General features: G+C 73.9%; 9 protein-coding genes and 1 pseudogene. 6 read left to right on the top strand and 4 right to left on the bottom strand.

Annotated features, from left to right (window positions below):
• The first annotated feature begins 6 nt into the window (after positions 1-6).
• The 3 genes from NOO62_RS31030 to NOO62_RS31020 are packed head-to-tail and all read left to right on the top strand — an operon-like array spanning position 7 to position 3,974.
• A complete protein-coding gene (locus tag NOO62_RS31030; RefSeq protein ID WP_268774099.1) occupies positions 7-1,353 on the top strand; it encodes a hypothetical protein in 1,347 nt (448 codons plus the stop codon).
• A complete protein-coding gene (locus NOO62_RS31025) occupies positions 1,350-1,847 on the top strand; it encodes a hypothetical protein (RefSeq protein ID WP_268774098.1) in 498 nt (165 codons plus the stop codon). Before NOO62_RS31030 ends, NOO62_RS31025 begins: the two co-directional genes overlap by 4 nt.
• Positions 1,848-1,850: 3 nt before the next feature.
• Positions 1,851-3,974, top strand: coding sequence for a hypothetical protein (locus NOO62_RS31020; RefSeq protein ID WP_268774097.1), 2,124 nt, complete (start codon positions 1,851-1,853; stop codon positions 3,972-3,974).
• A 43-nt stretch (positions 3,975-4,017) separates the two neighbouring features.
• Here NOO62_RS31020 and NOO62_RS31015 read toward each other — a convergent pair whose 3' ends face one another.
• The 4 genes from NOO62_RS31015 to NOO62_RS31000 form a co-directional block, all read right to left on the bottom strand.
• On the bottom strand, positions 4,018-5,364 hold the full coding sequence (locus NOO62_RS31015) for a serine/threonine-protein kinase (protein ID WP_268775859.1): 1,347 nt from the start codon (positions 5,362-5,364) through the stop codon (positions 4,018-4,020).
• A gap of 32 nt (positions 5,365-5,396) precedes the next feature.
• Positions 5,397-6,287, bottom strand: a complete 891-nt coding sequence (locus NOO62_RS31010; protein ID WP_268774096.1) for a protein phosphatase 2C domain-containing protein — start codon at positions 6,285-6,287, stop codon at positions 5,397-5,399.
• On the bottom strand, positions 6,284-6,943 hold the full coding sequence (locus NOO62_RS31005; protein ID WP_268775858.1) for a vWA domain-containing protein: 660 nt from the start codon (positions 6,941-6,943) through the stop codon (positions 6,284-6,286). Before NOO62_RS31005 ends, NOO62_RS31010 begins: the two co-directional genes overlap by 4 nt.
• A gap of 92 nt (positions 6,944-7,035) precedes the next feature.
• Positions 7,036-9,567, bottom strand: a complete 2,532-nt coding sequence (locus NOO62_RS31000; RefSeq protein ID WP_268774095.1) for a GTPase-associated protein 1-related protein — start codon at positions 9,565-9,567, stop codon at positions 7,036-7,038.
• Positions 9,568-9,770: 203 nt separating this feature from the next.
• Here NOO62_RS31000 and NOO62_RS30995 point away from each other — a divergent pair.
• The 3 genes and pseudogenes from NOO62_RS30995 to NOO62_RS30985 all read left to right on the top strand — a co-directional run.
• Positions 9,771-10,553 (top strand): annotated as a pseudogene (locus tag NOO62_RS30995) (alpha/beta fold hydrolase); the annotation flags it as partial.
• Positions 10,554-10,804: 251 nt separating this feature from the next.
• A complete protein-coding gene (locus tag NOO62_RS30990) occupies positions 10,805-12,151 on the top strand; it encodes a cytochrome P450 (protein ID WP_268774094.1) in 1,347 nt (448 codons plus the stop codon).
• A gap of 51 nt (positions 12,152-12,202) precedes the next feature.
• A complete protein-coding gene (locus NOO62_RS30985; protein WP_268774093.1) occupies positions 12,203-13,501 on the top strand; it encodes a DUF1266 domain-containing protein in 1,299 nt (432 codons plus the stop codon).
• Positions 13,502-13,538 lie beyond the last annotated feature (37 nt).

Raw genomic sequence — 13,538 nt, 5'->3', positions numbered from 1 at the left:
ACCCGTTTGACGCCCGCACAACTGCTCGACAAAGCCTTGATCGTCAAGGAGTTGCGGCGGCTGGCGGCCCTGCCCGCGCTCGCGCCGCGCTCGGCCGAACTGACCGTGCTGCACCAGGATTTGGGCGCGTCGAACCAGCTCGACCGGTGGGCGGAGATCGACCTCGTCCAGGCCTACGTACGACCCGAGAGCGTCCGTGCGACCGTCGACCGGACGTCGGGCCGGCACGACCGCCTGCTGGAGGCCGCGCTCGGCATCCTGGTCTTCATCCCCCTGCTGATCACCTGGTTCGGCCTGCGGGAGGCGGTGCGGGCGTACGGAGAGCTGGCCGACGACAATCCCGAGCAGGCCACGCGCCCCTTCCTCCAGCTCTGGCAGTCCGGGTTCGGCGGGCACCTGTCGTCGTTCGGGCGCTTCGAGAACGTGGCCCTGATGGCGGTCATCCTGATCGCCCTGCTCGTGGGGCTCTCCGTGTGGCACGCGCGCGTGCGGGTGCGCACGGAGCGCGCGGAGGACGCACGGGAGGTGGAGCAGGACCGGCTCCTCGCCGAGCTGGCGGCGGTCCTCACGCGCACGCAGATGCTGCTCGCGTCGTACCGCAGCGCGTCGCCGCAGCAGTTCACGGCGGAGCTGACGAAGGCCGCGCTGAAGATGCAGCAGCTGACGACCAAGGCGGAGCGCAGCCACAACGCGCTGACCGGCGCGACGGCGTCGGTGAACCAGGCCACGGACGCGCTCAGGCTGGCGGCGCAGTCCCTCACGAAGGAGGTGCCGAAGCTCGGCGACGCGGCGGACCGCATCAACACGACGCTGCGCACCGGCACGGAGGAGACCGCGAAGGCGGGCCGCGCCAACGCGCAGGCGGCGCGCGGCATCGTCGATCACGTCAAGACGGCGGGCGACACGGTCGAGGCGTCCCTGAAGGCGCTGGTCGCGGCCCAGCAGTCACTCGTGACGAAGTCCGAGTCGGTGGCGAAGGCGACGGAACTGGCGTCGCAGGCCCTGGTGACGAGCGCGGGCCGCACGGGCGACGCGGTGGACGGCATGCGCGAGGCCACGGAACGCTGGGACGCGGCAGCGGCCCACTGGCAGGACGCGGCGGCCCGCCTGGACGCGAGGATGGCCGCCCTGACGGGGACACTTCCGGTACCGACTCCGGCACCGGCACCGGCACCGGCACCGGCACCGGCAAGTGCTGGGTACGGCTCCGTGAACGGGGCGAACGGCGCGGGACCCGCCCCGCACACCCCCGCCGTCACTCCCCCGGGAAGCGCCCCTGGACAGGACGCCCCCCTCGACGCGCCGACCACGCGGTTGCCGCCGCCCCGGCCGCGGAGTGGAGGGGGTGCGTGAGTCGCGGGCGGGAGCAGCGGAGGCGGCGCGGAGGGCGGCCCGGGGTCGTCGTGCTCGCGGGGTGGCTCTTCGCCGATCTGCTCCTCGTACTCGCCCTCGTGTCGATGGCCGACCGGCCCGACCCCAAGGCGGACGACCGGCCCGCCCCCGTGCCGTCGAAGACCGGGGCCACCGAGCCGCCCACTCCCACGGGGCCGCGCGCCGTGGACCGTCACCCTCAGGAGTTCGAGGTGGCGGGGCGGAAGAAGGGTGACCTCGTGAAGCAGATCGCGAAGGACACCCGCAAGTGGTCGGGCCGCGAGGCCGCGCTCGTCCTCACCTTCGGCGGAAGCTCGAACGGCACGGTCTACGCCCACCGCGTCAACGGTCTGCTCGGCAAGGCCCGCCCGGAGATGTTCACCAAGAAGACGGCGACCGACGACTACCACGCCCTCGGCAAGCGCGCGGAGACCGCCGTGGTCCGCGTCTACTTCTACACCGCGCCGGGCGGCTGAGCGATGGCCGTCCTGCGCCCCGGCGAGCACCCGAAGGCAACCGGCGCCCGGCCGCCGCTCCCGGCTCTGCCGCGCTGCCCCGGCATGCGGGGGTACCTCCAACTACGGGACGGGGTGACCGGGTTGGGGTTCCGGCACGCGGCCGACGCCCTGCGCGCACCCGAACCCGCCCCCGCACACGACGCCGTCTTCGGCACCCTCCCCAGGGCCGCCACGGACGACGGCTTCCGTGTCCTCGACGGGCTCTGGTTCCCGGGCCGCGGCGGCATCTGGCACCGCGTCGACCTGCCGTACGTCCAACAGGCGCGCGGCAGGTGGCTGTCCTCGTCCGATCCGCGCGCCGACTCCGCGGCCGCCGTCGTGGACACCCTGGAGACCCTGATCCGGGACGATGCGCAGGGGCTGCGGCGGCTGGTCCTGTGGGAGGTGTGCTGTCTGCTGCGGGACGGCGGCGAGCGCCCCGGTGAGGCCGAGGCCGTCGCGCTGGGCGTGCACCGCGGCGAGGCGGGGCTGCTCGCCTCCGCCGTCGCGGCAGGCTTCCCCCCGACCGGCCCGGCACGGCACGCCGCCGAGACCCTCAACGACGTCTGGCCGGACGTGCGGTTGCGCGAGGCGGAGCGGCTCGCGGCCCAACTCCCGCGTGCTTCCGCGTACGCCGACGGCCCCGACGACCACCGCCTCGCCGCGCTCGTCGACGGCATCCGCGACCGGTCCGCCGAGGTCGGCCGCCTGACCGCCGAGGGTGCCGACGCCGAGGCCACCGGCGCGCTGCGCACCGCGGCCGACGCCTGGCTGGGCGCGCTCCGCCTCGCCAGGGACGACCCGGCGGCGCAGACGGGCCTGCTGCGCGTCGCCGCGCTCATCGCCGACGACCCCGCCACCCCGGTGGACTCCGCGGTGACGGCCGTCCCCGACGACCGTGCCGTACGCCTGTCCTGGTGCGCCCCCGAGCGTCGGGCCGGAATCGCGTACCGCGTCCTTCGCTTCCCGGACGGCGCCCCCGACCTGGCCGCGGAGACCGCTCCCGGCGAGCCCCACCCCGCGTCCGTCGACCCGGACGCCCCCGTCGGCCGCCCGCTGCGGTACGCCGTCGTCCCCATGCAGCGGGACCGGGGCCGGAACCAGGGCCGGGACCGCATCGCGGGAGTGCCGCGCGTCACCGCTCCGGTGCTGCTCACACCGGTGGTGACGGAGCTGCGCTGCACCGCCGTGCCGGGCGGGCTGCGGCTGCGGTGGCGGTCCGATCCGGCGGCGGCCGAGGTGCGGGTGACGCGGTCCGGTACGGGGGCGGAGACCGGCGGCTGGGGCGAGTCGTCGCTGGTCCGGGTCCCCTGCGAGCACGACGGGGTACTGGACGCACCACTCGCCCCGGGGACGTACACGTACGAAGTCCGCTGCGGCTACCGCGATCCGGACGGCGACCTCGTGTGGTCCCGCGGCGTGACCGTCACGGCCCGCGCCGAGCAGTGGCCGTCGCCGGTGGAGGAGCTCAGCGTGCGGCGGCACGCGGACGGCTGGCGCGTGACGATCGCGTGGCGGCCGCCCGAGCTCGGCGACGGCCTGCTGCTGCCGTGGACGACGGCCCCGGTCGCGCCGGGCACGGACGTCTCCCATGTCGTGCGCGGCGTGGACCGGATCCCGGCGACGGCGGTCGGCGCCGAGTCCCACGTCGAGCTGACACCGGAACCCGAGCGGCGGATGCGCGTCACCGCGGTGAGCGTGCTGGACGGGCGGGCCGTTTCAGGACCGAGCGTCGTCATCGAACACCCCGCCGCCATAAGGGAGTTGCGTGTACGGCGCGTCGGCGCGGACCGCGCCGAGCTGCGCTTCGACTGGCCCGAGCCCGCGGTCCTGGTGTGCGCCGCGTGGACCGACGGGCGGCGCGGCGGCGAGCGGCGCGTCGCGCGCAGCGCGCACCGGGCGGGGCACCCCGTCGACCTGCCCGTGTCGTCGCGGGAGTGCGCCATCACCGTGACGCCGCTCCCCCGCCCCGACGCCGTGTCGATCGACCCGAGCCCGGCCCGCGCGACCCTGCCCGCCGCACCCCTGCCCCCGCTTCCCCCGCCGCCGCCCCCACCGACCCGCTGGGGCACGCTGTTGCGGCGCTGGCGCCGATGGTGGGCCTGAACGAGTCCGGCCGGGCGCCCGGTCGGGCCCCGGCCGGGCCCCGCTACTCCTTGACCACCGCCTCCGTCCCCCCGCCGAACTCGATCAGCAGTCCCGACCGGAGCGCGATCGTCTTGCCCGGCTCCACATCACGCACCGTCCCGTCGTCCTTCCGGGCCGTCCACACCGACTTGGTGCGGTTGGTGAGGCCGAAACGGCCGCGTTGCTGCGGGTGTTCGGTGACCTCGCCGACCACGGCGGAGAAGTCGTGGCGTTCGGGATCGTCCCGCAGGTGGTGGGCGTAGACGCGGGCGCTCGGGGCGAGCCGGATGCCGCGCCTGGTGCGCAGGGTCCCTGTGCCGGTGACGAGTTCGAGGCGGGGCGGCAGCGTGAGGACGGTGCGGCACTTCCAGCAGGTGGGGGGCGCGCCGTCGGGCTGCGTGAGGTTCTGCTTGCCGCACGCGCCGCACTGCGTGATGGCGTCGAGGACCTGGCTGAGCGCGTCGCGCCACTGCGACTCGCGCACCCGCAGCGCGGGGTTGCGCAGGCCGTCCGTGAACGTCTGGACGAACAGGTCCCGCAGGATCTGCGGCAGTGCTCCCCACGTCGCCTCGACGGTCGGCTGCTCGCCGGGCACGGGGCGGTTGCGGAGGTCGGTGGGGTCGTACACGAAGACCGGGTCGGTGCCGTAGAGGCGGCGCTTGGCGGCCTCGTCCATGCAGCGGATGCTGAGGGCGAGGGCGCCGTTGAACGGGTGGTCGTTCATGAGGAGCAGGAAGAGCAGCACGGCCAGGGAGTGCAGGTCGCTCTGGGTGCCGGGTTCCTTGCCCTTGTCGCCGCGGACCAGTTCGGGCGCCATGAAGTCCATGGTGCCCGCGACGGCGGCCTCGGCGCCCTCGACGACGGCGTTGTCGTTGTCGCAGACGAGGACGTCGCCGGTGCGCGGGTCGAAGAAGATGTTGCCCCAGTTGATGTCGCGGTAGGCGATGCCGCGGGAGTGCAGGGCGCGGTAGGCCTCGACGGTGTGCAGGGCCACGGTGACGAGGGTCCGCATCGTCGCGGACGCCACCGACGGGTCGCGGCGGAAGAGGGCGGGCAGGTCGCAGAAGCGCGCGGGGCGTACGTCCATGAGGTAGCCGAAGCCGGGCTGCTTGCCCTCGGGGTCCATCACGATGGAGCAGGGCCACAGGAAGCGGGGGTCGTCCCAGCCCTTGGCGATGAGCCCTTCGAGGATCTCCCGCTGCCGGGCGTCGGCGAGCTGGGGGTAGTACCACTTGACCGCGCGGTCCCCGGTGGGCGTCTGGACGCGGTAGACCTCGCCCTGGCCGCCGGAGCCGAAGAGCTCGGCGACCTTGAGCTTCTCCCCCGACTCGGCCACCAGGGTCTTTCCGGCGGCGAGCATGCCGTTCACCATTCTGTTCCTCTCTGCCCGTGCGTCTGGTTCTACGTGTGTGCGGGTGCCGCTATGGCGCCCACGAGCGTCGTGTCGTCGCCGGAGTACTTGGCGGCCCGCGCCAGCCAGTCCGGCAGTTGCGCCTGGACCGCCGCCACGCCCTGGTCGGCGGCGCGCTCGCCGAGACCGGTGGCGAAGTCGAGGAAGCCCTGGTGGTCGGCGAAGCTTTTGGAGAGCCCGTCGGTGGACAGCAGTACGCACGGCGGCGCACCGCCGGTGAACGGCTGCCAGTGCGCCCGCATCTTGCGCCAGGGCTCGGGCTCGCAGAGCGAGTCCGTCTCGTCGCCCATGTCGGGGCCGGTGGAGAGCGGGGTGTGCGGGGTGCCTCCGGCGTCGACGAGCACGATGTCGCCGTCACCCAACTGCCAGCAAAACAGGGTGTGTTCGGTCAGTACGGCGCCGATGAGGGTGCTTCCGTAGGCGGCGAGGTCCGGTACGTCGACGCGTTCACCGTGCCCCTTGCGGTCGGCGGGCGGGTGTGGACGTACGCCGTGTGCGGGCGAGTTGGCGTCGTGGAACAGGGCGCGCTCGTGCCACAGGTGGGCCACCCGCTGCGGCAGGCGGCGCGCCTCCTCGCGCAGGGCGGGCCAGCCCGCCGCGTCGTCGCCGACCCGTGCGGCCTCGCGTGCGAACGCCGCCGCGCACGCCGTGAACTCCTCGACCGCCCAGTACGCCCCGAGGTCGCTGCGGAAGTGCGCGGCACTGCCGTGCCCGTCGGCCACCGCGAGGACGACCGCACGGCCGTCCGCGACGGGCAGGGCCGCGCTGCGGTCCTGGCTGTACTTCTTGGCCACTCCCTTGACCGCGCCGTTGAGCAGCGTCCACGGACCGGGGGGCGCGGTGGGGCGGTCGAGCCCGGTCGTCGTCTCCGGCCCGGTCACCAGATGTCGTCTTCGCCCTTGGTCATCGACGGTACATCGATCGGCGTCGCGGGCTTCGCGCCGTCGTCGACCTTCGGGGTGGAGGCGTCCTTGACGACGGCGGTGGACATCCAGCGGATGGCGGCGGCGAGCTGGCGCGGGTTCTTCGCCTGCAAGGGCTCCAGTTCGGGGTTGCCGAGGAACTCCTTGAGCATGCTCTTGTCCGCGTCGTCACCGATGGCCACCGCGACGCGCACGGCACGCTTGCCCCACGGGGTGCTGTCGATGGCGCGCAGCCCGGCCCGCCAGTCGTCGGTGGGCTGCCCGTCGGAGGCGAGGGCGAGGACGGGGGGCAGGGCGCGCTGCGGCATCGGCGGGGTCTGCAGCGCGCCGGCCGCCAGCTTGAACGCGGCGCCCATGTCCGTGCCGCCGTAGATGTGCACGTCCTCCCAGGAGAACCGGTCGACGGGGGTGGGCTCGCCGACGTGCCAGCTGGCTCCGCTGGCGAAGGTGATGGCGCGCACCAGCAGGGACGCGGCGGGGTTGGACTGGGCGGCCTGCTGCATCTCCGGGATGGCTTCACGGATGGCGAAGTTCAGCTCGCCGATCTTGCCGTTCACGCCCATGGAGCCCGAGCAGTCGAGCATCCAGATGAAGTGCACGGGGCGGCTCGCCATACTGCCGCCGGGGAAGTTGTCGACGACGACGGTCTCGCTGGTGTCGCTCACGCTGGTCCTTTCGTGGGAACGGTCGGGGAAGTGGTCATCGGTCAGCTCTGCTCCTGGGCGACCCGGTGCCGCCACGCCGTCCATTCCTGTACGCCCTGGCCCTCCCGTTGCAGGACGGTGGCGATCTGGCCGAGGCGGTGGTCGTCCAGATGCGCGAGGACGGGCGCGAGGACCTGGTCGAGCAGTTCGGCGGCGACGTCCCGCCAGTCGGTGGTGACGCCGTGCCGTCGGCGGGGCCGCCAGACGTGGAAGTAGGCCGCCAGTTCGGCGGGGTTGCCGGGCAGCTCACGGTCGAGTCGGTCGCGCGTCCCCTCCTCGAGGAGGTGGGCACGGTAGGCGCCGAGGAGGTCGGGGCCCGCGGCGACGAGGATCTGCAGGCAGTGGGACTCGCACACGTCGAGCGGGTTGGTCCCGGCGAGGGCCCGGCCCACCCGTTCGTCGATGCCCTTCCGCAGGACCATGCCGAGCGGCGACACCTTGCGCCCGAGCTCCCTGAGCCGCGCGACGGAGGCCCGGCTGACGGCGATCCGCCCGTCGGCGAGATCCTGGGCGATGACGAGGAGTTCCGCGGCGTCACGGTCCTGGGCGCCGAGCTTGGGATCCCTGTACATCTCCCGCGCGAAGTCGACGAGTTCGCGGTCGCAGTGGTCCGGCTCCTTGAGCCACCCCATGATGCGGCGGCCGAGGTCCGCCTCGATGATGAGGCGCGGGGTGCAGGCGCGGGCCACCCGGGGCTGTTCGGCGCGGTCCGGCGGGTCGTTGCGCCACACCATGCGCCACAGCAGGTTGAGCGTCTTCACGTCCTCGACTCGCCGGTTGGAGAGGAGTCCGGTGAGCCGCTCGAAGAGCTCGACGCCGCGCAGCCGGTCCGGTGGGCCGCTCCACTGCGCGGCGGCCGCGGCGAGGCGGACGGTGAGCGGCGCGTCGTCGATGTTGCGCCGCAGCCAGTCGCCCTGGGGCGAGTCGGCGAGGGCGCGCAGGCGGTCCAGTTTCCGCTCGGTGAACCCCACGAGGAGGAGCCGGAGCACGCGACGGGTGAAGGCGAGGTGGTCGAGCTCGGACAGCACCTGGACGGCCTGCGCGCAGTCGCGCCGCTCCGGGTGGAGCAGGGCGTCCGCGAGGCGGTCCATGGCCTCGGCGAGCCCGGGCCCGCCGTCGGCGCCCACGGCGAGGGCGAGGCGCAGCGGCTCCGTCCAGGTGGTGACGGGGCCGTGGAGCCGGGCGCGCAGGGCGTCGTCGGCGCGGTCGCCGTACTCCTCACGCAGCTCCCGCCAGGCCTCCTGCCCGAGCGGCAGCCCTTCGAAGGCGGCGAGATCGGGGAGCGTGCCACTCCCCCGTGAGGCGTCGAGCCGCTGCTTGACGAGGGCGAGGGCGAGGGGTCGCGCCGCGAGGGCCTGCTCCCCGTCGAGCCCCCGACAGAGCCGGTCGAGCTCCCCGAGGGTACGGGCGTCGGCTTCCCCCCGGGCCACGGACTGGGCGAAGGCGTCGAGAACGGAGCGCAGGGTGTCGCCGGTGATGCCGTGCAGCCCGGCGAGCTCGGCATGGTGGGCAGTAGCGGGGGCTCCGGCGTTTGCGGGGTTTCCGGCGCTTGCGGGGGCCTCAGCGCCCCCGGCACCCCCAGACACCTCAACGCACCCAGCACTGCCCGCACCCCCAGCACGGCGCGCACCCCCAACAGCGCCCTCACCCCCACCACCTGCGGCCCCCGTCAGCACCCCCGCGACCAGCGGGATGAGGGCGAAGGGGCCCTCGGGCCCCGTCACCGTCCCGCGCGGGGGCCGCGGTGGGTTCCCGGTGAGCCAGCGCTCGGCCGTCAGCCGGGCCCAGGCGTCCGGTTCCGTGGGCGGGCTCTCGGGGCCGCCGCCCGTGCCGTCGTGGACGCGGTACAGGTACTCCACCACCGCGTCGTCGGACCGGTCGAACTCCGCGTCGGGGCCGATGCCGATGATCCGGTGCGGGGCGCGACGCGGGTCGCCGGTCCAGGTGGTGAACGTCAGCGCCGAAACGTACGCCTCGGGGAGCGAGGCGCAGGCGAGGGCGATCCAGTGGGCCACGGTCCCGGAGTCGTCCTCGACCAGGACGATCTGCCGCCCGGCGGGGTCCTCGAAGAGGCGGCGCACGTCGGCGAGGAAGGGCGCGACACGGTCGGCGCGCGCCCGGGCGAACGCGACGAGGAGTCCACCGTCGAAGTGGGCCTCGGGAACCGGGAGTTCGGACTCGACGAAGCCCGGGCCCAAGGACTCGCCTCCCTCCCCCGCCCACGACGCGGAGCGCCACGTGTCGATGGGCCACACGGGCCCGGGCCCGGGCGTGTCCGCGCTCAGATGCAGCGCTTCGACCCGCTGCCCCGGGAGGGCCGCACACAGGAGCCGCCCCCCGTCCGGAAGCAGGCTGTAGCTCAGCTCGGACCCCGCATCCCCGGCGGGCGGCACGCCGATGACGCGCGTAACGGCGCCACGCAACTTCCCTTCGTGCGCGCAGAGTTGAGCGGAGTCCATGTCAGACGGGACAAGGCTGACGGCTCCGGTGTCCGGCTCCTGGCCGAGCCGGTAGCTGAGGCGACGGATGGCCATGCCACATTCTGACCAACCGCGGCACCGCACCGCAGGCCGTCCGCCAAGTTCACCCCCGCCTCGGCACGCACACCCCCGCACCTGGTCGAACACGGGAACGGACGACGCGCGCACCCTTGCGCGACACCGCGGCGCGGGGACACCGTGGTCACGTCCCGCACCGCCCGGTGCCGCCCCGGACCCCGTCGGCGATCGGAGTCGTTGTGAACCCATTCCTGCTCCCCCACACCCTGCTCGGCGAAGGCCCGCACAAGGTGATCGCGGTCCACGGCTGGTTCGCGGACCGGTCGGCGTACGATCCGGTGCTCGCGGACCTCGACGCCGCCGCGTTCACGTACGCGGCGGTGGACCTGCGCGGGTACGGCGAGGCCAAGGACACGGCCGGCGCGTACACCACCGGCGAGGCCGCCACCGACATCCTCGACCTGGCCGACCACCTCGGCTGGGAGCGGTTCTCGCTGATCGGTCACTCCATGGGCGGCAGCGTCGCCCAACGCGTGCTCGCCGTGGCGCCGCACCGGGTGCGCCGCCTGGTGGGCGTGTCCCCCGTACCCGCTTCGGGTCTCCAACTTCCACCCGACCAATGGGAGTTGTTCGCCTCGGCCGCACATGCCCCGGAGAGCCGCCGCACCATCATCGACATCACCACGGGTGGCGTACGCCCCCGGGCCTGGCTCGACCGGATGGTGCGCCGGTCCCTCGCGGTCAGCGACGCGAAGGCGTTCCGCGCCTGGCTGGACTCCTGGGCGGGCGACGACTTCCACACGGAGGTCGAGGGTTCGCCCGTGGCGGCGCTCGCGGTCACCGGGGCGCTCGACCCCGCGCTCTCCGCGGACCTCATGCGCCGCACCTGGCTGCGCTCGTACCCCCAGGGCGAACTGGCGGAGCTGCCGGGGGCCGGGCACTACGCGATGGACGAGGTGCCCCTCGAACTCATCCGCACGGTCGAGGACTTCCTGCGCGCGGAGGGCGACGTGAGCGACGCAGCGGAGGGCTTCACCGGCGAGGACGAGTTCACGAGCGAGGAAGGGTACGCGGGCGAGGGAGGGTACGCGGGCGAGGACGGCCTCACGGGCGACCACGAGCACCGTGGCCACCGAGGCCCCGGCAGCCACGGAGGTCACGGCGGCAACACCGGTCAAGGCAGCCACGGCAACCACGGCGGCCTCGGCAGTCACGAAAGCCACGAGGGCCACGACGGTCCAGACGTCCACGGCAACCACGGCCACGGCACCGCATGAGCCCGCACGGCAGCGCCCCACCCCGCACGACCCCGCCCCTCACGCCCCCACCCCCCGTCCCCGACGTCTTCGACCCCCGCCTCTACGCGGACGGCGTCCCCCACGACCGCTACCGGATCCTGCGCGACCACCATCCCGTCGCATGGCAGGACGAGCCCGCGGTGCTCGGGTGGCCCGCGGGCCCGGGGTTCTGGGCCGTCACCCGGCACGCGGACGTCGTGCGCGTACTCAAGGACGCGGCGACGTACTCCTCATACCTGGGCGCCACCCAGATCCGTGACCCCGCCCCGGACGACCTGCCGTTCATCCGGCGCATGATGCTCAACCAGGACCCCGCGAGCGCCACCGCCGCCCACGCCGGGGCGGGCGCGCGCGGGCCCACCGACCACGGCAGGCTGCGCGGACTGGTCAGCCGCGCCTTCACCCCGCGCCTCGTCGAACGCTTCGAGGCGAGGGTGCGCGACCGGGCCCGTACGCTCATCGCCGCCGCCCTGGAGCAGGCCCGCGCCGGTGATGGCACCTTCGACGTCGTCACCGCCGTCACCGACGACTACGCCCTGCTCAACCTCGCCGACCTGCTCGGCGTACCCGCCACCGACCGCGACCTCCTCCTGCACTGGACGCAGCGCGTCATCGGCTACCAGGACCCGGACGAAGCACCCCCACCCGTGCTCTGCCCCGACGGTGAGCCGGTCAACCCGCGCTCCCCGGCGATGCTGCGCGACATGTTCGCGTACGCGCGCACGCTGGCCGCGCACAAACGCGAGCACCCCGGCGACGACGTCCTCACGACACTCGCCCACGACCCCGAACTCACCGCGCCCGAACTGGAGATGTTCTTCTTCCTCCTCACCGTCGCGGGCAACGACACCGTGCGCAGCGCCGCACCCGGCGGGCTGCTCGCGCTCGCGGAGAGCCCCGGCGAGTACGAGCGGCTGCGCGCCGGGACGTTCGGCGTCGGGCCCGCCGTCGACGAACTCCTGCGCCGCCACCCGCCGGTGCTCAGTTTCCGGCGTACGGCGGCCCGTGACACCGAGCTGGCGGGGACACGCATCGCGGCCGGGGACAAGGTCGTCGTGTTCCACGCCTCCGCCCACCACGACGAGCGCGTCTTCACCGACCCGCACCGCCTCGACCTCACCCGTTCCCCCAACCCGCACGTGGCGTTCGGCGACGGCCCGCACGTCTGCCTCGGCGCCCACTTCGCCCGGCTGCAACTGCGCGTGTTCCACGAGGAGGTGACCCGCGCCCTGCCTACCCTGCGCCTCGCCGCTCCGCCGCGTCGGCTGGTCTCGCACTTCATCAACGGCCTGAAGTCGGTACGGGTCGAGGCGCCCACGTAGGGTGCGAGATCGCGAGAACCAGCGCAGCGCCCGAGCGGAGAAACAAGACCCATGCACGACGACCACGCCGCCCCCGACAGCGCGTACACCCTCGACGCCGAGCTCCACGACGAGGTCTTCCCCGACTTCCCGGCCCCCGAGGACGGCAGCCCCTGGCAGGCGCCCGCCGACCTGGAGGAGCACCTGTACGAGCTGTGCCAGGCGGACGACGCGTACGGCTATCTGCGGGCGATAGCCGTCGAGGGCCTGTACCGCCCGGTGTCGGTCACCGGGACGCAACGCGGGGACACCGAGAGCGAGTTGCTCACCGTCGACCTGCCGGACGGCAGGAAGGTCGCGCAGGTCTACACGGCGGGCGTGCTGCCCCGCCCGCACCCCGCCGTCGTCTACGAGTACGTCACGCTGGACTCGCTCGCCCACGGCTGCCCCGACGACGTCGACCTGCTCGTGGTGAACGCGGCCACGCCGTGCCAGCAGTTCTACCTGACCACCGACGACGAGCGTGAGGTCTGGTCGGAGCTGCACGACACGTACCACCGCGCCGACAGCCTCGGGAACCGCATCGACACCCGGCGCACGGGCGCACCCGAGCCCGGCAGCCCGCTCCTGCACGGCCTGGCGTGCGGGGCACACCTGTGCTTCACCAACGGTGACGCCTGGAACACCGTCGACTGGCACGGCGCGGGACACCACAACGAGACCGGCCGCCTGGAGGAGTGGTGGGGCGTGCACGACCGCGACGACTGGCTGTCCCTCCAGGAGCGGCTGCTCACTGGTGACGTCAGCCCCTGGTACTGGGACTTCGTCCTCGACGCCCGCACCGTACTGGCCCGGCGGCACGGCCCCCGGGTCGACCCGGAGCTCTGGCGCGACCAGGTCGAGGCGGCGCTCCGGCACCGCGTGGTGGAGTCCGGCGGCCCCGGCGAGCCGCACCGGCCCGGCGAGGACCCCGAACTCGACCAGTTCGTGGCGCATCTGCGGGGCCTGGTCGGCAAGGTGCTCCGCTACGAGGCGCGGTTCCGCGCGGACGAACTCCTGCCGCCCGACGGCCACGTGGGCACGGTCGCGGCGTGGGACATCGGGCGCGCCTCGAAGATGGCCCGCTGGGGCAGGGGCGCGCGGTACGCCACGCACGCGGAAATGATCAAGTCCCTGGAACGTGCCTCCGAGGCCGCCCGCTCCTCGTACACCTCCTGGGAGACGTTCTCCGCGGGCTACGTCCTGGGCCGCTGCCTGCACTTCGACGAGGAGTCGTTCGGCTCCTGGTACACGGACGTACTCCGCGCGCACCGCGCCCTGACCACGGACCCGGACAGCCCTTGGCTGACGGTCCCGTTCCGGCAGGACTGACCCGGCCTCCCGCCACCGGACGGCACACCCGAGCCGG

It is taken from the genome of Streptomyces sp. Je 1-369 (genome assembly GCF_026810505.1).
Classification (GTDB): domain Bacteria; phylum Actinomycetota; class Actinomycetes; order Streptomycetales; family Streptomycetaceae; genus Streptomyces.
This window is presented reverse-complemented; position numbering and strand designations above follow the sequence as displayed.